Consider the following 20,541-nt stretch of genomic DNA (forward strand, 5'->3'; position numbering starts at 1 on the left):
TGAGCAGCACTCCGACGTCACTGAAAACCGGGCATGTGGGACTGAACGTCACCGACCTGGACCGGTCGATCGCCTTCTACCGGGCCGTCTTCGGCTTCGAGGTCGGCACCGAGGGCAAGGAGGAGGGGAACTCCACCCAGGCCCTAGTACGGCGAACGCCCGTACCCCAGGGGGAACAACGCCGGTTTGCCGTCGCCGTCGTTGAGCGGCTCGTCCCCCGCCGCGCGCGGCCAGGTCACCGGGAGCCTGCCCGTATAGCCGGCACCGAACAGCGTGTCGGTGAGCCCGCCGCCCTCCGTGCCCGGCAGCCAGGCGGCGACGAAGGCGTTGGTCTCCGCCAGCTCGTCACCGATGATCAGCGGCCGCCCCGAGTACAGCACCGCCACGCACTTCGCCGCCCGCGCGCACGTCTCCCGCAGCTCCCGCGCGTCGTCCGCCGGCAGCGCCAGGTCCGCCGAGTCCCCCCGCCCCTCGGCGTACGGGTCCTCTCCCCCGACCCAGATCGCCACGTCCCCGCGCCCCTCCCGCGACACCTCGACGTCCGTCCCCTCGACGGCGCCCCGCAGCGCCTGCCAGAAGGTCGTGCCCTGCGTGTGCCGCCCGGTCTGCCCCTGCCAGGCGTACGACCAGCCGCCGAGCTGGCGCCCGAGGTCGTCGGCGCCGTCACCGCCGACGACGATCCGGTACGAGCCCTCGCGGGACAGCGGCAGCACCCCGTCGTTCTCCAGCAGCACCTGCGACTTGCGCACCGCCTCCCGGGCCACCGCGCGATGTGCGCGCGAGCCGACGGACGCGGTGAGCTTCGGATCGCCGTACGGATGCTCGAAGAGGCCCATACGGAACTTCACGGCGAGGATGCGCCGTACCGCGTCATCGACCCGCCCCCGGGAGATCCGCCCGCTCTCGACGCCCTCGGTGATCGCGGCGATGGCGCCTCGGTAGTTCTCCGGCACCATGATCATGTCGATGCCCGCGTTCACCGCCCGCTCGACCTGCGCGGCGAAGGTGCCGTCGGGAAGCTGCTGGACCCCGGCGTAGTCACTGACGAGGAAGCCGCCGAAGCCCAGCTCCCCCTTCAGCACCCCCGTGAGCAGCGCCCGGTCCCCGTGCACCTTCTCGCCGCGCACGCTGCTGTACGTCGCCATCACCGACCCCACGCCCGCGTCCACGGCCGCGCGGTACGGCGGCAGATGGACGGCCCTAAGCTCGGCGTCGTCGATCGGGGCGTCGCCCTGGTCGAGGAGGTAGCCCTCCTTCGCGTTGCCGGTGCCGGGGACGGTGCCGCCGTCGGCGACGAAGTGCTTGGCGGTGGCCAGCACCGACCCGGGGCCCAGCCGCTCGCCCTGGAAGCCCCGTACGGACGCGGCGCCGAGAGGGGCGACGAGGTCCGGGGTCTCGCCGTAGCCCTCGTACGTACGGCCCCAGCGGTCGTCGCGCGGGACGCAGACGCAGGGGCTGAACGCCCAGCGCATCCCGGCGCCCAGGACCTCGTCGCGGGTGACGCGGTCGGCGCGCTCCACGAGGCCGGCGTCGCGGGTGGCGCCCATGCCGATGCGCTGCGGGAAGAGGGTGGTGCCCTGCACGTTGCCGAGGCCGTGCACCGCGTCGACGCCGTAGAGGAGGGGGATGCCGAGGCGGCTGCGGAGGGCGGCGTGCTGGAAGCCCTCGACGGCCTTCGCCCATTCGGCGGCCGTACCGCCGTTGCGGCCGCCGGGGCCGCCGTCGTTGCCGGCGCTGAGCATCGCGCCGATGCCGTGGCGGGCCAGGTCGTCGGGGTCCTTGAGGTAGATGTTTCCGACCTGGGTCATCTGGCCGGCCTTCTCGGCGAGCGTCATCCGGCGCAGGCAGTCGTCGGGGCTGTCGCAGCGCCGGGGCTGCGCGGCGGCGGCGGGCGGTACGTCGGTGGATCCCGTACAGCCGACCGCCAGCGCCAGCAGGGTGAGGAGTCCGCCCGCCCAGGCCCGTCCGTGCATCGTGTGCGCCTCCTCGCGTCGACCGATGCCACATTCGATCACCGCGCGGGGCGCGCTCCCGGGCAACGCTCCGGCCCGCCCCCCGGTTGGCGGGCAGGCCGGTACGGGGTCACGCCCGCCGGCGCGCCCCCACGACCAGCGCCCCGCCCACGGCGATCGCCGCCACCGCGGCCCAGCCCAGCAGCCGCGCCCCGTCGGCGCCGGTGGCGGCCAGCGCTCCCCCGGTGCCGCCCGTCGACTGCGCCCGGTCGCCGCCGGGGGAGCCGCTGGAACCGTGGTCCGCTCCCCCGGCGTTGAGCACCAGCCGCGCGGTGTTGTTCCCCGGGTTCCCGTCCTCGGGATGCGCCTTCCCAGACCCCGGCAGCCCGACGGTGAGCGTGCCGACGGCGCCCGGCACGACCCGGTCGATCGTCAGCTCCATCGGATACGCGTACGTCTGCGACTCCAGCACCGACCCGCCCGTGGCACACACATAGCGCGGGGCGCCGAGCTGCCGGTCCGGGCCGTAATACGTACCGTCCCGCTCGGTCGCGCTGCAGCCCTCCGCCGTCTTCGTCACCCTCGCGCCCTCGGGCACCAGGAACTCCAGCTCCGCGAGCGGCAGATGGTCCCTGGTGTTCCGGTACCAGCCGGGCCCCTTGTTGGCCCAGCCCAGATCGACGTTCACCGTCTCACCGACCGCGCCGCGGGCCCGTACCCCACGCGCGGCGAAGTCCACGGTGTTCCGCACGCGGAAGCCGGTCGCCGTCCGGTTGTCCCACGGCGTCAGATCCGCGCCGCGTGCCGTGGCCGCCCGCTGCCGCAGGGTGAGTGTCCGCCCGTCGCCCGGGGTGAACCGCAGCCCGCCACGCGCCCGGGTCCGCGCCTCGGGGGAGTTCGACGACACCTCGAAACTGAAACTGTCGTCCATCGCGTGCGGCGCCATCCGCAGCCGCTCCCCCGGATCCGCCTCCCAGACCTCACCGGGGGCGACATCGTCCTCGAACTCGCAAACGACGACGGTGAGCGCCCCGACCCCCTGCGCGGGCGTCGTGCCGTACGCGCAGTTGTCGTACCGGTCCACGAACTCCACGCCGCGCGTGGCCCGCATCGTCAGCAGCACACCGTCGGTCGGCTGCGTACCGACGTTGGAGAACACCATCGGCGCCACGTACCCGGACCCGGGCCGCAGGTCCGGACCGGGAGAGGGCAGCGGCTGCGCCACCAGATCCGCCCCGCCCACGGTCACGGTCGTCGTGTACGGGGCCAGGGCCTTCCCGTCGACCTCACCGGTCACCCGCACGACGCCGGAGGTCCGCTCGGCCACACCGCGCGCGGCGGTCAACTCGAACCGCCCCGCGAAGTGGGTGTCCCGCCACAGCCCCGTATACCCGCAGGTCACGACGGCACCCTGGGTGGCGCAGTCCCCCAGGGGCCCGTCCGCGCCGTACGCCCAGTCGGCGACACCGGCCAGCCCTCCGAAGTCCATGGTCACCTCGACCGCGGCCTCCGGCACCGCCTCGCCCGGATTGTCGATCACGATGTCGAGATACCCCGCCCGCGGCGCGCCCTCGTCCGGATACGGATACAGCGCGACGTCCCCCGGATCACTGCCGAGCACCGCCCGGGCCTCCTGCGCCCCCACCGGCGCGGCGACACCGACGGCCAGCAGCCCCACGGCTCCCAGCGCACAGACCAGACGCCGCAGAGCGGCTCCCCGGGACAGAAGTGTCATGAGTCAGCCCTTGTCATGAAGTAGGCGTGAATCCGTTGTGACACCGGATACCAACTTGACCCCCGCCACGCCCCCGGAGTTGTCCCGCCCCACATCACGAATCGGCAAAAGCGTCCGGCCCGCCCCCACCGAGGGGACGGGCCGGAATTCACACGTACGGGTCAGGCCGCCGCAGCGTCCTCCCCCTTGCCGCGCCGCCGCGCGACGACGAACAGCGTGCCGCCGACGACCAGTACGGCCGCCGCGAGCCCGCCGACCAGCGGCATGTTGCCGGCACCGGTCGAAGCCAGGTCACCGCCGGTGCCCCCGGTCGACTGCGCCTGGTCGCCGCCGGACGCGGAGCCGCCGTCGGAGCCGCCGTCCCCGGAGTCCCCGCCGCTGCCCCCGCTGCCGGAGCCGCCGCCCGTGCCGTTGAGCACCAGCGACGCGGTGTTGTTCTTGTGGTTGTCGTCGAAGGGGTGCGGCTGCGGCGTGGTCGGCGCGAACGAACCGACGGTCAGCCTGCCGGAGGCACCGGCCACCACCTTCTCGATCTTCAGCTCGAAGGGGTAGGAGAACTTCTCCTTCTCCAGCACCACCGCTCCCGTGCTGCACACATACCGCGGGGCGCCGAGCTGCTGGTTGTCCTCGAGGTAGCCGCCGTCGCTCTTGGTGCCGCGGCAGCCCGCGGGCTTCTTCGTCACCTTCGCGCCCTCGGGCACCAGGAACTCGTAGGTGGCGACGTCCTCGCCGGAACGGGTGTAACCGACCCACGCCGGACCCTTGTTCTGCCAGCCGAGGGACACCTTCACCGTGTCACCCGCCGCGCCCTTCGCGGTCGCGCCCCACGCGGCGAAGTCGGCGTGGTTCGTGATGTCGAAGGCCATCTCCGACAGGTTGTTCCACGGGTCGAGGTCCGCGGCGGTGCGCGCGACGCGCGCCTGCTTCAGGGTGAGCGTGCGGCCCTCGCCGCGCGTGAACGTCAGCCCGCCGCGCTGCTTCGACCGCGCCGTGGCGGTGTTCGGGTCGACCCGGAAGCTGAATTCGTCGTACAGCGCGTGCTCCGCGAGCCGCAGCCGCTCCGGCGGGTCCGCCTCCCACACCTCGCCGGGACCGACCGGGTCGTCGAACGCGCAGATCACAACGGTTCCCGGACCGGAGTACGTACCGCTGCTCTCGCTGTACTCACAGTTGTCGTAGCGGTCCACGAACTCCACGCCGTGCGTCGCGCGCATCGTCAGCAGCACACCGTCGGCGGCCTGCGTACCGGCGTTGGCGAACATCAGCGGGGCGTTGTACACGTCGCCGGGCTTGGACTTGCCGGGCGACGGCAGCGGCGCGGCCACCAGGTCGGGGCCGCCCACGGACACCTTGGCCGTGTAGTCGGCGAGCGACGCGCCGTCGACGGTGCCGGACACCTTGACCGTGCCCGAGTCCCCGTCGGCGCTGCCCGCGGCGGCGGACAGCTGGAACGCGGCCACCGTGCTCCGGCCCTCCCACACCCCCCAGTCGCTGCAGGTCACGACGGCCCCCTGGGCCTCGCAGTCACCGAGGGATCCGTCCTCGCCGTACTTCCAGTCGGCGACACCCTGGACGCCGGTGAAGTCGATCGTGTAGACCACCCGGGCGTCCGACCGCCGCTCTTCGCTCGGGTTGTCAAGCCACACCTCGAAGTCGGCGGCCTGCGCGGCGCCGCTCGCCGGGTGCGGGAAAAGCCCCGTCTCGGCCGGGCTGCTGCCCAGCGTGTACGGGAGGTCCTGCGCCTGTGCGGGCGCGGAGAAACCAACGGCTGCCAGGGCCGCGGCGCCGATGGCGCACGCGACATGCCGCAGGGCAGCTCTCGGTGAAGCAGAAGTCATGGGTCGCCTTAGTCAGCAGAAGGACCATTGAGGCCGCAGTGACAGCGGACACATATTCGACCCGCAACCCGGATGAACAGTTGCCCCGGCTTCGATCACGAATCGGCAACGCACGGCGAAGGCAGCGTCCGCAGATTCCGCGCCTCCCTGTTCCGCGCCGCCAGCTCCCCGTCCGCCGGATACCCGACCTCCTCCAGCGTCAGCCCGTGCGGCCGTACGACCTGAACCGACGAATCCCGCACCGCCGCGGCCAGCACCTTCCCCGTCCACTCCGGCACCCGGTGCCCGTCCCCGACGAACAGCATCGCGCCGACCAGCGCCCGCACCATGTTGTGGCAGAACGCGTCGGCCTTGACCGTGGCCTCCAGCACCCCGTCCGCCCGCCGCTCCCACCGCAGCTCCTGCAGCGTCCGGATGGTGGTCGCACCCTCCCGCCGCTTGCAGAACGCCGCGAAGTCGTGCTCCCCCAGCAACCGGGCGGCGGCATCGTTCATGGCGTCCAGGTCCAGCGGCCAGTTGTGCCACAGCACATGGTTCCGCAGCAGCGGATCGACCCCGCCGGGGTTGTCGCTCACCCGGTACGCGTACCGCCGCCACACCGCCGAGAACCGCGCGTTGAAGTGCACCGGAGCCTCGGCGACCCGCCACACCCGTACGTCCTGCGGCAGCTTCCCCGCGAGCCGCCGCAGCAGATGCGGCCCGTGCTCGGCCCACACCTCCGCCGGCAGGTCGACGTGCGCGACCTGCCCCCGCGCGTGCACACCCGCGTCTGTCCGCCCGGCCACGGTCAGCTCGTACGACTCCTGCCGCCGCATCACGACGGGCAGCGCCGCCTCGATCTCACCCTGTACGGTCCGCTGCCCCCGGTTCTGCTTCGCCCACCCGGAGAACCCCGTCCCGTCGTACGACAGGTCCAGCCGCACCCGCACCATCCCGGGCGCCACCTCGTCCGTCACCGCACACGCCTCTCGTAGCTCATCGGTCCCAGCATTCTCGCCCCCTCACGCACGAAACGGGCCCGCCCCGCGAAGGGGCAGGCCCGCTCGTACACGCACAGGCGTCCGGAACATCCCCGCTCACGCGGAGACCGCACGCCCGGCCGTCACGCGTCCTTGGACTCCTCGGCCGGCGCGGCGTCCTCGACGGCCTCGTCGGCCGAAGCCTTGAGGTCGGCGACGGCGGCGTCACCGGCGACGTCCTTGGCGGAACGCTTGGTGGCGGCCTCGGCCTCGCCGACGGCCTCCTGCTGCACGGTCAGCGCCTCGACCAGCTCGATGATCGCCATGGGCGCGTTGTCGCCACGACGGTTACCGATCTTGGTGATCCGGGTGTAGCCACCCGGGCGGTTCTCGTACCGCGGGCCGATCTCGGTGAAGAGCGTGTGGACGATGCTCTTGTCCGTGATCTCCTGCATGACCTGACGACGGTTGTGCAGGTCGCCCTTCTTCGCCTTGGTGACGAGCTTCTCGGCGAAGGGACGCAGCCGACGGGCCTTGGCCTCAGTCGTACGGATCCGGCCGTGCTCGAAGAGCGAGGTGGCCAGGTTACGCAGCATCAGCCGCTCGTGCGCCGGGCTGCCGCCCAGCCGAGCACCCTTGGTGGGCCTAGGCATAGTGTTACTCCTCATTCTCCGCACCGGCCGTATCAGGTACCGGTACGGGCCCTGCGGGAACCCTGTTGATCCCCGTCGCGGACCCCTGGGACAACAGCCCCGGGGAAACCTCCGGCCTACGGCCGGGGGCACCGGATGCGCAAACACCCGGAAGTTCAATTGTCACCGGGGGCCGGCATTCCAGCCCGTCCGGCGTTTGAGGACTTCGGGCGAAGCCCGAAGCCCCCCGGCGCGGCCGGACCCGAAAGCCCGACCGCGCCGAAAGCGAATCAGTACTGCTCGGTCTCCACGAACCCGGCATCGACGTCATCGTCGGCACCGAACGCGTCAGCGGCCGCCGTGGGGTCGAATCCGGGCGGGCTGTCCTTGAGCGCCAGCCCCATACCCGCCAGCTTCGCCTTGACCTCGTCGATCGACTTGGCCCCGAAGTTCCGGATGTCGAGCAGATCGGCCTCGGACCGAGCGACGAGCTCACCCACGGAGTGGATGCCCTCACGCTTGAGGCAGTTGTACGACCGAACGGTGAGCTCGAGCTCCTCGATCGGCAGCGCCAGATCCGCGGCAAGGGCCGCGTCCGTCGGCGACGGCCCCATGTCGATGCCCTCGGCGTCGATGTTGAGCTCACGGGCCAGCCCGAACAGCTCGACCAGGGTCTTACCGGCGGAAGCCATCGCGTCACGAGGCCGCATGGCCTCCTTGGTCTCGACGTCGACGATCAGCTTGTCGAAGTCGGTCCGCTGCTCGACACGCGTGGCCTCGACCTTGTACGTGACCTTCAGCACCGGCGAGTAGATGGAGTCGACGGGAATCCGCCCGATCTCCTGGCCCACCTGCTTGTTCTGTACGGCGGAGACGTAGCCGCGACCGCGCTCGACGGTCAGCTCCATCTCCAGCTTGCCCTTGCCGTTCAGCGTGGCCAGGACCAGGTCCGGGTTGTGGACCTCGACGCCGGCCGGCGGGGCGATGTCGGCGGCGGTCACGACGCCGGGACCCTGCTTGCGCAGGTACATCACCACGGGCTCGTCGTGCTCGGAGGACACGACCAGCTGCTTGATGTTGAGGATGAGGTCGGTGACGTCCTCCTTGACGCCCGGCACGGTGGTGAACTCGTGCAGGACACCGTCGATCCGGATGGACGTGACAGCCGCGCCCGGGATCGAGGAGAGGAGCGTACGCCGCAGGGAGTTGCCGAGGGTGTAGCCGAAGCCCGGCTCCAGCGGCTCGATGACGAACCGGGACCGGTACTCCTCCACGACCTCTTCGGTCAGGGAAGGACGCTGAGCGATCAGCATGAGGTGATGCCTCCAGTCTTCGGCGCCCACTATTTGACGCCGAGGCGGAACCGGTACCCGCCATATGGCACCGGTCGTACAAACCAGGATACGGGCGGCACAGCGCGAACGCGCCGTACCGCCCGGATCCCGTACGAGCCTTACTTCGAGTAAAGCTCGACGATCAGCTGCTCCTGAACCTGCGTGTCGATGACCGCACGCTCAGGCATCGAGTGGACCAGGATCCGCAGCTTCGACGGGATGGACTCCAGCCACGCCGGAACCGTCTTCTCGCCGGCCTCCGCAGCCGCCACCTGGAAAGGCGTCAGGTTACGGGAGGACTCACGGACCTGGATGATGTCGTTCGGCGACACACGGGCCGACGGGATGTCGGTCTTGCGGCCGTTGACCTCGATGTGGCCGTGGCGGACCAGCTGGCGGGCGTGGTCGCGGGACTTGGCGAAGCCGGCCCGGTACACGACGTTGTCCAGCCGGGTCTCGAGGATGCGGAGCAGGTTCTCGCCGGTCTTGCCGGACTTCCTGTTCGCCTCCTCGTAGTAACCACGGAACTGCTTCTCAAGGACGCCGTAGATGCGAGCGCACTTCTGCTTCTCGCGCTTCTGCAGCAGGTACTCGGAGTCCTTGGTGCGCCCGCGACCGTGCTCACCCGGGGGGTAAGGACGGATCTCGATCGGGCACTTCGCGCTCTCGCACTTAGCTCCCTTGAGGAAGAGCTTCTGCTTCTCCCGACGGCATCGCTTGCAGTCGGCCCCGGTGTAACGCGCCATTGTCTTAGTTCTCCTACTTCAGATGGTCAGACGCGGCGGCGCTTCGGCGGGCGGCATCCGTTGTGCGGGGTGGGGGTGACGTCCTGGATCGAACCCACCTCGAGGCCGGTGGCCTGGAGGGAGCGGATCGCGGTCTCACGGCCGGAGCCGGGACCCTTGACGAAGACGTCGACCTTGCGCATGCCGTGCTCCTGGGCACGGCGAGCGGCGGACTCCGCGGCCATCTGAGCGGCGAACGGCGTCGACTTGCGCGAGCCCTTGAAGCCGACGTGGCCGGCAGAGGCCCAGCTGATCACGTTACCCGCGGGGTCGGTGATCGAAATGATCGTGTTGTTGAACGTGCTCTTGATGTGAGCGTGCCCGTGGGCGACGTTCTTCTTCTCCTTGCGGCGCACCTTCTTGGCGCCGGCCGTACGGCCCTTCGGAGGCATTCAGTTTCTCCCGTGGAGGTGGTCGGTCCTACGACAGCAGGTAGTGGGACCGCTGCGAGGACTACTTCTTGCCCGGCTTCTTCTTGCCGGCGATCGCGCGACGCGGACCCTTGCGGGTGCGGGCGTTGGTCGAGGTGCGCTGACCGCGGACCGGCAGGCCGCGGCGGTGACGCAGGCCCTGGTAGCAGCCGATCTCAACCTTGCGGCGGATGTTCGCCTGGATCTCGCGACGGAGGTCACCCTCGGTCTCGATGTTCGCGTCCACGTAGTCACGGATCTTGACGAGGTCTTCCTCGGTCAGATCACGGACTCGGGTGTCCGGGTCGACGCCGGTCTCGGCGAGCGTGCGCTGCGCGAGCGTACGGCCGATACCGAACACGTAGGTGAGGGCAACCTCCACACGCTTGTCGCGCGGGAGGTCAACGCCTTCGAGGCGTGCCATGAATCTGGCTCCTGATGACTAGTCGGAGGTCTGACGCAGCACCGTTCCCGTAGCCGCCTCCGGGGCTGTGCCCCGGGCCCCGCGAAACGGGGTGGTCGGTCGTACATACAGGCCGGGTCCTCGGCCTCCGAGCCGAGGGTGTCGTCCCACGGGGTGCTGCCGCACACTGCCGGCGCTGCCTCACCGCGGGGGTCGGGTACTGCGTATCTGTCGTTATTCGCTTGTGCGTCGCGCGAACGGAGGTTCGCTGAGAACTGCGAGGTGCAGGTCGGCGTGCGTCAGCCCTGGCGCTGCTTGTGGCGCAGGTTGTCGCAGATGACCATGACCCGGCCGTGACGGCGGATCACCTTGCACTTGTCGCAGATCTTCTTGACGCTCGGCTTGACCTTCATTGGTTCTGAGGTCCTCCGGGTCGGTGCCCTGACGTCCCACGGGAGGCGGGACATCCGAGCAAGATCTACTTGTAGCGGTAGACGATCCGTCCGCGCGTCAGGTCGTACGGAGAGAGCTCCACCACGACCCGGTCGTCGGGAAGGATACGGATGTAGTGCATCCGCATCTTGCCGCTGATGTGCGCGAGGACCTGGTGCCCGTTCTGGAGCTCTACCCTGAACATGGCGTTCGGCAGAGACTCGACGACGGTGCCCTCGATCTCGATGGCCCCTTGTTTTTTGGCCATACCTGAGTGCTACACCTTCCGGATTGGCTACCTGGGGTGGTCCGTGAGCGCACGAGGGCGCACAAGGACCGACGAGTCAGTCTACGCGACGCGCCAGTAAAAGGCGAAATCGGGATTCTCCCCAGCACGGGTGATCCTTACGCCCCCGTTCCGCACCGCGGGCAAAGCCCCCGGGAATCGTGGCCGCGGCCGCGTGGCGGGCATTACCCGAGGGGGTCGGGCGCCGCCTCCACGCCGAGCTCCGCCAGCTTCGCCCGGCCTCCGTCGGGAGCCGTCAGGACAAGCGGTCCCGCCTCCGTCAGCGCGACGGAATGCTCCCAGTGCGACGACCACGAACCGTCGTCGGTCTTGACCGTCCACTCGTCGTCCAGGACATGCGTCCTGGGGGTCCCCAGGCTGACCATGGGCTCGATCGCGAGACAGAGCCCCGGCACCAGCTTCGGCCCCTTCCCCCGCCGCCGGTCCACGTAATTCAGCAGATGCGGGTCCATGTGCATCGCGGACCCGATCCCGTGCCCCCCGTAATCCTCGATGATCCCGTACTTCCCCGACGAGGGCCGCGGCTGCCGCCGGATGTACCCCTCGATGGCCTTCGACACATCGACCAGCCGGTTCCCCCGCCGCATGGCGGCGATCCCGGCCCACATCGACTCCTCCGTCACCCGGCTGAGCTCGAGCAGCTCCGGACGGTGACCGGACCCCACGAAGACCGTGATGGCCGCGTCCCCGTGCCATCCGTCGACGATCGCCCCCGCGTCGATGGAGATCACGTCCCCCGACGCCAGTACGGTCTCCCGGTCCGGGATCCCGTGCACGACCACGTCATTCACCGACGTACAGATATTGCCGGGGAATCCCCCGTACCCCAGGAAATTCGGCCGCGCCCCGTGATCGGCGAGCACCTTCGCCGCGATCTCGTCGAGCTCCTTGGTGCTCACACCCGGCTGCGCGGCCTCCGCGCATGCCGCGTGCATCGCGGCCACGACGAGCCCCGCCTCGCGCATCTTCGCGATCTGCTCGGGGTTCTTGATCTCCACCATCGGGACTGCCGCCTTCTGCACGGGTCGGGGACTACGGATTTCCACGATACGCGCCCCGTATCAACGAAATGAAAACGCCGAGGGCCGGTCCCGTACCGACGGAACCGGCCCTCGAGGCGTGAATACGGGGCGTCCTACTCGGACGGCAGTGCCGCCATCGCCCGCTGCGTGACCTCGGTCACCGTACCCAGCGCGGAGATGGTCGTGACCAGACCCTGCGACTGGTAGTACTCGATGATCGGCTCGGTCTGCGTGTGGTAGACCTCGAGCCGCTTGCGGACGGTGTCCTCGCTGTCGTCGTCACGCTGGTAGAGCTCGCCGCCGCAGGTGTCGCAGACGCCGGCCTTCTTCGGGGCGTTGTACTCGACGTGGAACACGTGCGCCGAGTCGTTGCGGCAGATGCGCCGGCCGGCGATCCGCTTGACGACCTCGTCCTCCGGGACCTCCAGGTCCAGCACGGCGTCGATCTTCATGCCGGCGTCCTTGAGCATCTCGTCGAGGGCCTCGGCCTGGGCGACGTTGCGCGGGAAGCCGTCGAGCAGGAAGCCGCCCGTGGCGTCCGGCTGCTCCATGCGGTCCTGCGCCATACCGATCGTGACCTCGTCGGGCACCAGCTGTCCCGCGTCCATGTAGGACTTCGCGCGCAGCCCGAGCTCCGTGCCCTGGCTGATGTTGGCGCGGAACAGGTCGCCCGTGGAGATGTGCGGGATCGACAGGTTCTTGGCGAGGTACGCGGCCTGCGTGCCCTTGCCCGCGCCCGGCGGTCCGACGAGGACGATTCGCATCAGCGGAGGAACCCTTCGTAATTTCGCTGCTGAAGCTGACTCTCGATCTGCTTCACAGTCTCGAGGCCGACACCCACGATGATCAGGATGCTCGTGCCACCGAACGGGAAGTTCTGGTCGGCGTTGAACAGAACCAGAGCAACCGTCGGAACCAGGGCGATCAGCCCCAGGTAGAGGGAGCCCGGCCAGGTGATCCGGTTGAGCACGTAGCTCAGATACTCCGCGGTAGGACGGCCTGCCCGGATGCCCGGGATGAACCCACCATACTTCTTCATGTTGTCGGCGACTTCCTCGGGGTTGAACGTGATCGCCACGTAGAAGAAGGCGAAGAACACGATCATGAGGAAATACGCGCACACGTACCAGGCCGACCCGGTGTTCACCAGGTTCTGCTGGACCCAAGTGGCCCAGCCGGCGGTGGAGTTCGTGAACTGCACGATCAGTGCGGGGATGTAGAGCAGCGACGAGGCGAAGATGACGGGAATCACACCCGCCTGGTTCACCTTCAGCGGGATGTACGTGGACGTACCGCCGTAGGAGCGGCGCCCGACCATCCGCTTCGCGTACTGCACGGGGACCCGGCGCTGGGCCTGCTCGACGAAGACCACGAGGCCGACCATCGCCAGACCGAGCGCGATGACGACGATGAACTCGCCCCAGCCGCCCGCGATCTTGCCGGACTGCTTGATGGCCCACAGCGAGCCGGGGAAGCCGGCGGCGATGGAGACGAACATCAGCATCGACATGCCGTTGCCGATGCCGCGGTCGGTGATGAGCTCACCGAGCCACATGATGACCGCGGTGCCGGCGGTCATCGTGATCACCATCGTGACGATGGTGAAGATGCCGTCGTCCGGGATGATCTGGTTGTTGGCCGAACACGTCGGGAAGAGCGAGCCGGAACGGGCGGTGGCCACCAGACCCGTGCCCTGCAGGATCGCGAGGGCGACCGTCAGATACCGGGTGTACTGGGTGATCTTTGTCGTACCGGACTGGCCCTCTTTCTTCAGGGCTTCCAGTCGCGGGATGACCACGGTCAGCAGCTGCAGGATGATGCTCGCCGTGATGTACGGCATGATCCCGAGCGCGAAGATGGTCAGCTGGAGCAGCGCACCGCCGGAGAACATGTTGACGAGGCCGAAGAGTCCGGAGCTCGACTCGATCTCGTCCATGCACGTGTTGACGGCCTCATAGCTGACTCCCGGCAGGGGGATATGCGCGCCCAGCCGGAAGAGCAGAATGATGCCCAGCACGAACAGCAGCTTCTTGCGCAGGTCGGGAGTCTGGAACGCCCGGGCGAACGCGGTGAGCACGGTGCCTCCTGCGGCCCCCGTGTTCGAGCACGAGGACTGACGGTCATGAATTCAACGGATTAATGCGGTCAAATGCCGCTTGACGCAAGGCTCTCCCGCGACAGACGACAGTGGTCGCCACCTTACCGGCGACTATGCCGGTCGCGGAACGACCAACCGGGGTTGCCCTTGAAGGACAACCCCGGTAGTTCGTCACATTCAGACGAGCTCTGTCACGGAACCACCCGCGGCAGTGATCTTCTCCTTGGCCGAACCGGAGACCTTGTCGACGGCCACGGTCAGCGCCACGGAGATCTCGCCCTGGCCCAGGACCTTGACGAGGCTGTTCTTGCGCACCGCGCCCTTGGCGACCAGATCGGCCACCGTGACCTCGCCGCCCTCGGGGTAGAGGGTCGCGAGCTTGTCCAGGTTGACGACCTGGAACTCGGTGCGGAACGGGTTCTTGAAGCCCTTGAGCTTCGGCAGGCGCATGTGGAGGGGCATCTGCCCGCCCTCGAAGCGCTCCGGAACCTGGTAACGGGCCTTGGTGCCCTTGGTACCACGACCGGCCGTCTTACCCTTCGACGCCTCACCACGACCCACACGGGTCTTGGCGGTCTTGGCGCCCGGGGCGGGACGGAGGTTGTGGACCTTCAGCGGGTTGTTCTCCGCCATGTCAGTCGACCTCCTCGACCGTCACGAGGTGGCGGACGGTGTGCACCATTCCGCGGATCTCGGGGCGGTCCTCCTTGACGACGCTGTCGTGCAGGCGCTTGAGGCCCAGCGAACGCAGCGTGTCGCGGTGGTTCTGCTTGCTGCCGATGTAGGACTTGGTCTGGGTGATCTTGAGCTGTGCCATTACGCACTCACCCCGGCCCGCGCCCGCAGCAGAGCGGCGGGAGCAACGTCCTCCAGCGGCAGACCACGACGGGCCGCGATCTCCTCGGGGCGCTGAAGGCCCTTCAGAGCGGCCACCGTGGCGTGCACGATGTTGATCGGGTTCGAGGAGCCGAGCGACTTGCTCAGCACGTCGTGGATGCCGGCGCACTCGAGCACGGCGCGCACGGGACCACCGGCGATGACACCGGTACCCGGCGAAGCCGGCTTGAGCAGGACGACGCCCGCGGCCTCTTCACCCTGGATCGGGTGCGGGATGGTGCCCTGGATCCGGGGGACCTTGAAGAAGTTCTTCTTGGCCTCCTCGACACCCTTGGCGATGGCGGCCGGAACTTCCTTGGCCTTGCCGTAGCCGACACCAACCGTGCCGTCACCGTCGCCCACCACGACCAGCGCGGTGAAGCTGAAGCGACGACCACCCTTCACAACCTTGGCGACGCGGTTGATCGCGACAACGCGCTCAACGTAAGCGGTCTTCTCGGCGGCAGCGCCACCGTCACGGCCCTTCCGGTCCCGCCGCTCGCCGCCACCTGCGCCGCCACCGCGGCGCTGGGGTCCAGCCATTGGTCTACCCTCTCTCAGAACTTGAGCCCGGCCTCGCGGGCGGCGTCGGCCAGGGCGGCGATGCGCCCGGCGTACCTGTTGCCACCGCGGTCGAAGACCACGGCCTCGACACCCGCAGCCTTGGCACGCTCAGCGACCAGGGCACCCACCTTCTGGGCCACAGCGGACTTGTCACCCTCGCCGCCGCGGATGGACGCGTCCATCGACGAGGCGGAGGCCAGCGTGTGACCCGCCAGGTCGTCGATGACCTGCGCCACCATGTGGCGGTTCGAGCGCGTCACGACAAGACGGGGGCGCTCCGGCGTGCCGGAGACCTTCTTGCGGACGCGGATGTGACGGCGCTTGGCCGCGACACGCTTGTATGCGTCGCCCTTGGCGATCTTCACACCGTATGCCATGGCTTACTTACCAGCCTTTCCGACCTTGCGGCGGATGACTTCGCCTTCGTACTTGACGCCCTTGGCCTTGTACGGGTCAGGCTTGCGGAGCTTCCGGATCTGCGCCGCGATCTCGCCGACCTTCTGCTTGTCGATGCCCTCGACGCTGAAGCGCGTCGGAGCCTCGACCTTGAAGGTGATGCCCTCGGGGGCCTCGACGAGGATCGGGTGGCTGTATCCGAGCGAGAACTCGAGGTTCGAGCCCTTGGCCAGAACGCGGTAACCGACACCGCTGATCTCGAGCTTCTTGACGTAGCCCTGGGTCACGCCGGTGACCATGTTCGCCACCAGCGTGCGGGACAGGCCGTGCAGGGCCTTGTTCTTGCGCTCGTCGTTCGGACGCGAGACGACGATCGTGCCGTCCTCGCCCTTCGCGACCTCGATCGGCGCGGCAACGGTGTGCGAGAGGGAACCCTTGGGGCCCTTCACAGCGACCGTACGGCCGTCGATGGTGACGTCCACACCGGCGGGAACCTGGACGGGCAGCTTGCCAATACGCGACATGTTGCTATTCCTCCGTTCCCTGGTTACCAGACGTAGGCGAGGACTTCCCCACCTACGCCCTTCTTCTGCGCCTGCTGGCCGGTCAGGAGACCGTGGGACGTGGAGATGATCGCCACGCCCAGGCCGCCGAGGACCTTCGGCACATTGGTGGACTTCGCGTAGACCCGAAGGCCCGGCTTCGAAATCCGCTTGATGCCGGCGATCGAACGCTCGCGGTTCGGGCCGAACTTCAGCTCGAGGACGAGGTTCTTGCCGACCTCCGCGTCCTCGGTGCGCCAGCCGGTGATGTAGCCCTCCTGCTGGAGGATCTCCGCGATGTGCGACTTGATCTTGCTGTGCGGCATCTTCACGGAGTCGTGGTACGCCGAGTTAGCGTTACGCAGACGGGTCAGCATGTCTGCGATCGGGTCAGTCATGGTCATGTGATGGCCTTCGGCCTCTCTCGCCGCGGTTTCCTGTCTGTTCCGTCCCTCTCCCCCGCGCACGAGGCGCGGGGGCGGGTGTGGAGCGGGGACCTACGGCGTAGTAGCTGGTTTTGCCGAGAGCGACTGGAATTACCAGGAGCTCTTGGTCACGCCCGGCAGCTCGCCGCGGTGCGCCATCTCACGGAGGCACACACGGCACAGGCCGAACTTGCGGTACACGGAGTGGGGCCGGCCACAGCGCTGGCAGCGCGTGTAGGCACGCACACCGAACTTGGGCTTACGGGCGGCCTTGGCAATGAGAGCCTTCTTCGCCACGGCTCACGCCTCCTTGAACGGGAAGCCGAGGTGACGCAGAAGGGCGCGGCCCTCGTCGTCGTTGGTCGCCGTGGTGACCACGGTGATGTCCATACCCCGGGTGCGGTCGATCTTGTCCTGGTCGATCTCGTGGAACATGACCTGCTCCGTGAGACCGAAGGTGTAGTTGCCGCGGCCGTCGAACTGCTTCGGCGACAGACCGCGGAAGTCGCGGATACGCGGAAGCGCGAGCGACAGCAGCCGGTCCAGGAACTCCCACATCCGGTCACCGCGGAGGGTGACGTGGGCACCGATCGGCTGACCCTCACGCAGCTTGAACTGCGCGATGGACTTGCGGGCCTTGGTGACCGAGGGCTTCTGGCCGGTGATCGTGGTGAGGTCGCGGATGGCGCCGTCGATCAGCTTGGAGTCGCGGGCGGCGTCGCCCACACCCATGTTGACCACGATCTTGACCAGACCCGGGATCTGCATGACGTTCTCGTACGAGAACTGCTCCTGCAGCTTGCCCGAGATCTCCTCGCGGTAGCGCGTCTTCAGACGGGGCGCGTTGGTGGTGGCAGTCATCAGATGTCCTCACCAGTTCGCTTGGCAACGCGGATCTTGTTGCCGTTGTCGTCGAAGCGGTAGCCGACGCGGGTCACGACCTTCTTGCCGTCCTTCTCCACGACCAGCTGGACGTTGGAGATGTGGACCGGCGCCTCGGTGGTGATGATGCCGCCGGTCTTGGAACCGCGGCTGCTCTGGCCGACCTTCGTGTGCTTCTTGACCCGGTTGACACCCTCGACGAGAACACGGTCCTCGGCGGGGAAGGCCTGAATGACCTTGCCCTGCTTGCCCTTGTCCTTACCGGTGATGACCTGAACCAGGTCGCCCTTCTTGATCTTCATGCTTACAGCACCTCCGGCGCGAGCGAGATGATCTTCATGAACTTCTTCTCGCGCAGCTCCCGGCCCACGGGGCCGAAGATGCGGGTGCCGCGGGGGTCGCCATCGTTCTTGAGGATGACGGCCGCGTTCTCGTCGAAGCGGATGTACGAGCCGTCCGGACGACGGCGCTCCTTGGTGGCGCGCACGATGACGGCCTTGACGACGTCACCCTTCTTCACGTTGCCACCGGGGATCGCGTCCTTGACGGTGGCGACGATGACGTCACCGATACCCGCGTAGCGGCGACCGGAACCACCGAGAACACGGATGCAAAGGATCTCCTTCGCGCCTGTGTTGTCGGCGATCTTGAGTCGCGACTCCTGCTGGATCACGTCTATCTCCTGATCGTCTGCCGGTTCCCGCCGGGGCCTTCCTTACGGTCGGCCCCGGCGAGCCTGGCGGAACAAAGTTCTGAGGTCTGTGCGCCTCAGAACGCTTACTTGGCCTTCTCGAGGATCTCGACGACCCGCCAGCGCTTGGTGGCGGACAGCGGCCGGGTCTCCATCAGGAGGACACGGTCGCCGACACCGGCGGCGTTCTGCTCGTCGTGCGCCTTGAGCTTGTTCGTACGGCGGATGACCTTGCCGTACAGCGCGTGCTTGACCCGGTCCTCGACAGCGACGACGACGGTCTTGTCCATCTTGTCGCTGACGACCAGACCCTCACGGGTCTTGCGGTCTGCCCGGGCGTTCTCGGTCACGTTCTTCTCGCTCATGAAGCACTCTCCACCGTCTCGATGCCCAGCTCGCGCTCGCGCATGAGGGTGTAGATCCGGGCGATGTCCTTGCGGACGGCGTTGAGCCGGCCGTGGTTCTCGAGCTGTCCGGTCGCCGCCTGGAAGCGGAGGTTGAACAGCTCCTCCTTGGCCTCACGCAGCTTGGCAACGAGGTCCTCGTTGTTCAGCTGGCGCAGCTCAGTCGCCTTCGTACCGGCCGACATCACGCGTCACCTGCCTCGCGCCGTACGATCCGGCACTTCATCGGAAGCTTGTGGGCGGCTCGGGTGAGCGCCTCACGAGCAATCTTCTCGTTGGGGTAGGACAGTTCGAACATCACCCGTCCCGGGTGAACGTTCGCGATCCACCACTCCGGAGAACCCTTACCGGAACCCATGCGGGTCTCGGCGGGCTTCTTCGTCAGCGGACGGTCCGGGTAGATGTTGATCCAGACCTTGCCGCCACGCTTGATGTGACGGGTCATGGCGATACGAGCTGCCTCGATCTGCCGGTTCGTCACGTACGCGGGGGTGACGGCCTGGATGCCGTACTCACCGAAAGCCAGCTCCGTGCCGCCCTTCGCCATACCGCGGCGCTTGGGGTGGTGCTGCTTGCGGTGCTTGACCCGACGGGGGATCAGCATGAGGGTCAGGCCTCCCCGCCAGCGGAGCTGGCTGCTCGATTGGAGTCGGTGCTCTCAGCAGCGGGGGCGGCGGCCTCGGCCTTGGGGGCCTCGGCGGCGGGAGCCGACTGCTGCTGCGGACGACGGCCGCGGCCACCACGCTCGCCACCGCGGCCACCACGGCCGGCGGGACGGTCGGCGCCACCACGGGCCGGGCGGTTGCCGGCGCGGGCGGCGGCGTTCTCGGCGCGGACCTCGGCGATGTTCTTGACGTCGCCCTTGTAGATCCAGACCTTCACGCCGATGCGGCCGAAGGTCGTACGGGCCTCGAAGAAACCGTAGTCGACGTTCGCGCGGAGCGTGTGCAGGGGCACACGGCCCTCGCGGTAGAACTCCGAGCGGGACATCTCGGCGCCGCCGAGACGACCGCCGCACTGGATCTTGATGCCCTTGGCGCCGGCCTTCATCGTGCCCTGCATGCTCTTGCGCATGGCACGACGGAAGGAGACGCGGGAGGAGAGCTGCTCGGCGACGGCCTGCGCGACGAGCTGAGCATCGAGCTCGGGGTTCTTCACCTCGAGGATGTTCAGCTGCACCTGCTTGCCGGTGAGCTTCTCCAGGTCGCCGCGGATACGGTCGGCCTCCGCGCCGCGACGGCCGATGACGATGCCCGGCCGGGCGGTGTGGATGTCGACGCGGACGCGGTCACGGGTGCGCTCGATCTCAACCTTCGAGATGCCGGCCCGCTCCATGCCCTGCGTCATCATCCGGCGGATGGCGACGTCTTCCTTGACGTAGTCCTTGTACAGCTTGTCGGCGTACCACCGGGACTTGAAGTCCGTGGTGATGCCGAGCCGGAACCCGTGCGGGTTTACCTTCTGGCCCATTACCGGGTTCCTTCCTTGCTGCTGACGACCACCGTGATGTGGCTGGTCCGCTTACGGATCCGGTAGGCACGGCCCTGGGCACGCGGCCGGAACCGCTTCAGGGTCGGACCCTCGTCGACGTACGCCTCGGAGATGACGAGGCTGTCGGCGTCGGTGTGGTCGTAGTTGTGCGCGGCGTTGGCGATGGCACTGTCCAGCACCTTGCCGACCGGCACGCTCGCGGCCTGCGGGGCGAAGCGCAGGACCGCCTGGGCCTCCGTGGCGTCCATGCCACGGATAAGGTCCACCACCCGGCGGGCCTTCATGGGCGTGACGCGAACGAATCGCGCCCGGGCCATGGCATCCATGGTTGTCCCTTCGGAAATTGTCATAGTCGTTGCACCC

General features: G+C 68.4%; 29 protein-coding genes and 1 pseudogene. 1 reads left to right on the top strand and 29 read right to left on the bottom strand.

Annotation, left to right across the window (positions count from 1 at the left end; translation table 11 throughout):
* Positions 1–20: 20 nt before the first annotated feature.
* Positions 21–128, top strand: a pseudogene (locus SRB5_RS17160) (VOC family protein); the annotation flags it as partial.
* A 15-nt stretch (positions 129–143) separates the two neighbouring features.
* On the opposite strand, the gene SRB5_RS17165 reads toward SRB5_RS17160, so the two are convergent.
* The 29 genes from SRB5_RS17165 to rplV all read right to left on the bottom strand — a co-directional run bounded on the left by SRB5_RS17165 (position 144) and on the right by rplV (position 20,504).
* The gene (locus SRB5_RS17165; RefSeq protein ID WP_228390123.1) at positions 144–1,973 is read right to left on the bottom strand and encodes a glycoside hydrolase family 3 protein; all 1,830 of its coding nucleotides are present in this window, start codon (positions 1,971–1,973) and stop codon (positions 144–146) included.
* Between the two features lie 109 nt (positions 1,974–2,082).
* On the bottom strand, positions 2,083–3,687 hold the full coding sequence (locus SRB5_RS17170; RefSeq protein ID WP_153452933.1) for a hypothetical protein: 1,605 nt from the start codon (positions 3,685–3,687) through the stop codon (positions 2,083–2,085).
* A 161-nt stretch (positions 3,688–3,848) separates the two neighbouring features.
* Positions 3,849–5,525 (bottom strand): peptidase, encoded by a 1,677-nt coding sequence (locus SRB5_RS17175; RefSeq protein WP_153452935.1) that lies wholly within the window; start codon positions 5,523–5,525, stop codon positions 3,849–3,851.
* Between the two features lie 95 nt (positions 5,526–5,620).
* Entirely contained in the window at positions 5,621–6,481 is an 861-nt protein-coding gene (gene truA, locus SRB5_RS17180; RefSeq protein ID WP_323378039.1) for a tRNA pseudouridine(38-40) synthase TruA, read from the bottom strand.
* A 146-nt stretch (positions 6,482–6,627) separates the two neighbouring features.
* Positions 6,628–7,137, bottom strand: coding sequence for a 50S ribosomal protein L17 (rplQ, locus tag SRB5_RS17185; protein WP_153452937.1), 510 nt, complete (start codon positions 7,135–7,137; stop codon positions 6,628–6,630).
* A 269-nt stretch (positions 7,138–7,406) separates the two neighbouring features.
* A complete protein-coding gene (locus tag SRB5_RS17190; protein WP_153452939.1) occupies positions 7,407–8,429 on the bottom strand; it encodes a DNA-directed RNA polymerase subunit alpha in 1,023 nt (340 codons plus the stop codon).
* A 140-nt stretch (positions 8,430–8,569) separates the two neighbouring features.
* Positions 8,570–9,196: a 30S ribosomal protein S4 gene (gene rpsD / locus SRB5_RS17195; protein WP_153452941.1), complete on the bottom strand. Its 627-nt coding sequence runs from the start codon at positions 9,194–9,196 to the stop codon at positions 8,570–8,572.
* Positions 9,197–9,222: 26 nt separating this feature from the next.
* Positions 9,223–9,627, bottom strand: a complete 405-nt coding sequence (rpsK, locus tag SRB5_RS17200) for a 30S ribosomal protein S11 (RefSeq protein WP_153452943.1) — start codon at positions 9,625–9,627, stop codon at positions 9,223–9,225.
* A gap of 61 nt (positions 9,628–9,688) precedes the next feature.
* A complete protein-coding gene (gene rpsM / locus SRB5_RS17205) occupies positions 9,689–10,069 on the bottom strand; it encodes a 30S ribosomal protein S13 (protein ID WP_153452945.1) in 381 nt (126 codons plus the stop codon).
* 278 nt (positions 10,070–10,347) lie between these two features.
* A complete protein-coding gene (gene rpmJ, locus SRB5_RS17210; RefSeq protein WP_003956441.1) occupies positions 10,348–10,461 on the bottom strand; it encodes a 50S ribosomal protein L36 in 114 nt (37 codons plus the stop codon).
* 65 nt (positions 10,462–10,526) lie between these two features.
* Complete coding sequence (infA, locus tag SRB5_RS17215; RefSeq protein ID WP_004927214.1) at positions 10,527–10,748, bottom strand: translation initiation factor IF-1; 222 nt, start codon at positions 10,746–10,748, stop codon at positions 10,527–10,529.
* A gap of 203 nt (positions 10,749–10,951) precedes the next feature.
* Positions 10,952–11,788, bottom strand: coding sequence for a type I methionyl aminopeptidase (map, locus tag SRB5_RS17220; protein WP_153453130.1), 837 nt, complete (start codon positions 11,786–11,788; stop codon positions 10,952–10,954).
* Positions 11,789–11,922: 134 nt separating this feature from the next.
* On the bottom strand, positions 11,923–12,573 hold the full coding sequence (locus SRB5_RS17225) for an adenylate kinase (protein WP_153452947.1): 651 nt from the start codon (positions 12,571–12,573) through the stop codon (positions 11,923–11,925).
* Positions 12,573–13,886, bottom strand: a complete 1,314-nt coding sequence (secY, locus tag SRB5_RS17230; protein WP_323378041.1) for a preprotein translocase subunit SecY — start codon at positions 13,884–13,886, stop codon at positions 12,573–12,575. The genes SRB5_RS17225 and secY overlap by 1 nt, the downstream gene beginning before the upstream one ends.
* 198 nt (positions 13,887–14,084) lie before the next feature.
* The gene (rplO, locus tag SRB5_RS17235) at positions 14,085–14,540 is read right to left on the bottom strand and encodes a 50S ribosomal protein L15 (protein WP_153452949.1); all 456 of its coding nucleotides are present in this window, start codon (positions 14,538–14,540) and stop codon (positions 14,085–14,087) included.
* Position 14,541: 1 nt separating this feature from the next.
* The gene (gene rpmD, locus SRB5_RS17240; RefSeq protein ID WP_153452951.1) at positions 14,542–14,724 is read right to left on the bottom strand and encodes a 50S ribosomal protein L30; all 183 of its coding nucleotides are present in this window, start codon (positions 14,722–14,724) and stop codon (positions 14,542–14,544) included.
* Entirely contained in the window at positions 14,724–15,326 is a 603-nt protein-coding gene (gene rpsE / locus SRB5_RS17245; RefSeq protein WP_153452953.1) for a 30S ribosomal protein S5, read from the bottom strand. The genes rpmD and rpsE overlap by 1 nt, the downstream gene beginning before the upstream one ends.
* Before the next feature lie 14 nt (positions 15,327–15,340).
* The gene (gene rplR, locus SRB5_RS17250; protein WP_153452955.1) at positions 15,341–15,724 is read right to left on the bottom strand and encodes a 50S ribosomal protein L18; all 384 of its coding nucleotides are present in this window, start codon (positions 15,722–15,724) and stop codon (positions 15,341–15,343) included.
* 3 nt (positions 15,725–15,727) lie between these two features.
* Positions 15,728–16,267, bottom strand: coding sequence for a 50S ribosomal protein L6 (rplF, locus tag SRB5_RS17255; protein ID WP_153452957.1), 540 nt, complete (start codon positions 16,265–16,267; stop codon positions 15,728–15,730).
* 23 nt (positions 16,268–16,290) lie between these two features.
* Positions 16,291–16,689, bottom strand: coding sequence for a 30S ribosomal protein S8 (gene rpsH, locus SRB5_RS17260; protein WP_153452959.1), 399 nt, complete (start codon positions 16,687–16,689; stop codon positions 16,291–16,293).
* 132 nt (positions 16,690–16,821) lie between these two features.
* Positions 16,822–17,007, bottom strand: coding sequence for a type Z 30S ribosomal protein S14 (locus SRB5_RS17270; RefSeq protein WP_003956452.1), 186 nt, complete (start codon positions 17,005–17,007; stop codon positions 16,822–16,824).
* Between the two features lie 3 nt (positions 17,008–17,010).
* The gene (gene rplE, locus SRB5_RS17275) at positions 17,011–17,571 is read right to left on the bottom strand and encodes a 50S ribosomal protein L5 (protein WP_153452961.1); all 561 of its coding nucleotides are present in this window, start codon (positions 17,569–17,571) and stop codon (positions 17,011–17,013) included.
* Positions 17,571–17,894 (bottom strand): 50S ribosomal protein L24, encoded by a 324-nt coding sequence (gene rplX / locus SRB5_RS17280; protein WP_153452963.1) that lies wholly within the window; start codon positions 17,892–17,894, stop codon positions 17,571–17,573. Before rplX ends, rplE begins: the two co-directional genes overlap by 1 nt.
* 2 nt (positions 17,895–17,896) lie before the next feature.
* On the bottom strand, positions 17,897–18,265 hold the full coding sequence (gene rplN / locus SRB5_RS17285) for a 50S ribosomal protein L14 (RefSeq protein ID WP_323378043.1): 369 nt from the start codon (positions 18,263–18,265) through the stop codon (positions 17,897–17,899).
* 104 nt (positions 18,266–18,369) lie between these two features.
* The gene (gene rpsQ, locus SRB5_RS17290) at positions 18,370–18,648 is read right to left on the bottom strand and encodes a 30S ribosomal protein S17 (protein WP_153452965.1); all 279 of its coding nucleotides are present in this window, start codon (positions 18,646–18,648) and stop codon (positions 18,370–18,372) included.
* Positions 18,645–18,872: a 50S ribosomal protein L29 gene (gene rpmC, locus SRB5_RS17295; protein WP_153452967.1), complete on the bottom strand. Its 228-nt coding sequence runs from the start codon at positions 18,870–18,872 to the stop codon at positions 18,645–18,647. The genes rpsQ and rpmC overlap by 4 nt, the downstream gene beginning before the upstream one ends.
* Positions 18,872–19,291 (bottom strand): 50S ribosomal protein L16, encoded by a 420-nt coding sequence (rplP, locus tag SRB5_RS17300; RefSeq protein WP_153452969.1) that lies wholly within the window; start codon positions 19,289–19,291, stop codon positions 18,872–18,874. Before rplP ends, rpmC begins: the two co-directional genes overlap by 1 nt.
* A 5-nt stretch (positions 19,292–19,296) precedes the next feature.
* The gene (gene rpsC, locus SRB5_RS17305; protein ID WP_153452971.1) at positions 19,297–20,157 is read right to left on the bottom strand and encodes a 30S ribosomal protein S3; all 861 of its coding nucleotides are present in this window, start codon (positions 20,155–20,157) and stop codon (positions 19,297–19,299) included.
* Positions 20,157–20,504 carry a 50S ribosomal protein L22 gene (gene rplV, locus SRB5_RS17310; protein WP_153452973.1) on the bottom strand — a complete coding sequence of 116 codons (348 nt, stop codon included), beginning with the start codon at positions 20,502–20,504 and terminating at the stop codon, positions 20,157–20,159. Before rplV ends, rpsC begins: the two co-directional genes overlap by 1 nt.
* Between the last annotated feature and the right edge of the window lie 37 nt (positions 20,505–20,541).

The organism is Streptomyces smaragdinus (assembly GCF_009604385.1).
Classification (GTDB): Bacteria; Actinomycetota; Actinomycetes; order Streptomycetales; family Streptomycetaceae; genus Streptomyces; species Streptomyces smaragdinus.

What these genes read in the sequence shown, in the direction of transcription:
- rpsK (WP_153452943.1), bottom strand. Translation starts at nt 9,627, where the DNA reads ATGCCTCCGAAGGGCCGTACGGCCGGCGCCAAGAAGGTGCGCCGCAAG.
- SRB5_RS17190 (WP_153452939.1), bottom strand. Translation starts at nt 8,429, where the DNA reads ATGCTGATCGCTCAGCGTCCTTCCCTGACCGAAGAGGTCGTGGAGGAG.
- rplV (WP_153452973.1), bottom strand. Translation starts at nt 20,504, where the DNA reads ATGGATGCCATGGCCCGGGCGCGATTCGTTCGCGTCACGCCCATGAAG.
- infA (WP_004927214.1), bottom strand. Translation starts at nt 10,748, where the DNA reads ATGGCCAAAAAACAAGGGGCCATCGAGATCGAGGGCACCGTCGTCGAG.
- map (WP_153453130.1), bottom strand. Translation starts at nt 11,788, where the DNA reads ATGGTGGAGATCAAGAACCCCGAGCAGATCGCGAAGATGCGCGAGGCG.
- rplE (WP_153452961.1), bottom strand. Translation starts at nt 17,571, where the DNA reads ATGACTGCCACCACCAACGCGCCCCGTCTGAAGACGCGCTACCGCGAG.
- rpsD (WP_153452941.1), bottom strand. Translation starts at nt 9,196, where the DNA reads ATGGCGCGTTACACCGGGGCCGACTGCAAGCGATGCCGTCGGGAGAAG.
- rpsC (WP_153452971.1), bottom strand. Translation starts at nt 20,157, where the DNA reads ATGGGCCAGAAGGTAAACCCGCACGGGTTCCGGCTCGGCATCACCACG.
- rpsH (WP_153452959.1), bottom strand. Translation starts at nt 16,689, where the DNA reads ATGACCATGACTGACCCGATCGCAGACATGCTGACCCGTCTGCGTAAC.
- rplF (WP_153452957.1), bottom strand. Translation starts at nt 16,267, where the DNA reads ATGTCGCGTATTGGCAAGCTGCCCGTCCAGGTTCCCGCCGGTGTGGAC.
- rplQ (WP_153452937.1), bottom strand. Translation starts at nt 7,137, where the DNA reads ATGCCTAGGCCCACCAAGGGTGCTCGGCTGGGCGGCAGCCCGGCGCAC.
- SRB5_RS17175 (WP_153452935.1), bottom strand. Translation starts at nt 5,525, where the DNA reads ATGACTTCTGCTTCACCGAGAGCTGCCCTGCGGCATGTCGCGTGCGCC.
- rpmJ (WP_003956441.1), bottom strand. Translation starts at nt 10,461, where the DNA reads ATGAAGGTCAAGCCGAGCGTCAAGAAGATCTGCGACAAGTGCAAGGTG.
- rpsE (WP_153452953.1), bottom strand. Translation starts at nt 15,326, where the DNA reads ATGGCTGGACCCCAGCGCCGCGGTGGCGGCGCAGGTGGCGGCGAGCGG.
- rpsQ (WP_153452965.1), bottom strand. Translation starts at nt 18,648, where the DNA reads ATGAGCGAGAAGAACGTGACCGAGAACGCCCGGGCAGACCGCAAGACC.
- SRB5_RS17165 (WP_228390123.1), bottom strand. Translation starts at nt 1,973, where the DNA reads ATGCACGGACGGGCCTGGGCGGGCGGACTCCTCACCCTGCTGGCGCTG.
- rplX (WP_153452963.1), bottom strand. Translation starts at nt 17,894, where the DNA reads ATGAAGATCAAGAAGGGCGACCTGGTTCAGGTCATCACCGGTAAGGAC.
- rplP (WP_153452969.1), bottom strand. Translation starts at nt 19,291, where the DNA reads ATGCTGATCCCCCGTCGGGTCAAGCACCGCAAGCAGCACCACCCCAAG.
- rplO (WP_153452949.1), bottom strand. Translation starts at nt 14,540, where the DNA reads ATGGCGGAGAACAACCCGCTGAAGGTCCACAACCTCCGTCCCGCCCCG.
- rpmD (WP_153452951.1), bottom strand. Translation starts at nt 14,724, where the DNA reads ATGGCACAGCTCAAGATCACCCAGACCAAGTCCTACATCGGCAGCAAG.
- rpmC (WP_153452967.1), bottom strand. Translation starts at nt 18,872, where the DNA reads ATGTCGGCCGGTACGAAGGCGACTGAGCTGCGCCAGCTGAACAACGAG.
- rpsM (WP_153452945.1), bottom strand. Translation starts at nt 10,069, where the DNA reads ATGGCACGCCTCGAAGGCGTTGACCTCCCGCGCGACAAGCGTGTGGAG.
- SRB5_RS17170 (WP_153452933.1), bottom strand. Translation starts at nt 3,687, where the DNA reads ATGACACTTCTGTCCCGGGGAGCCGCTCTGCGGCGTCTGGTCTGTGCG.
- SRB5_RS17225 (WP_153452947.1), bottom strand. Translation starts at nt 12,573, where the DNA reads ATGCGAATCGTCCTCGTCGGACCGCCGGGCGCGGGCAAGGGCACGCAG.
- rplR (WP_153452955.1), bottom strand. Translation starts at nt 15,724, where the DNA reads ATGGCATACGGTGTGAAGATCGCCAAGGGCGACGCATACAAGCGTGTC.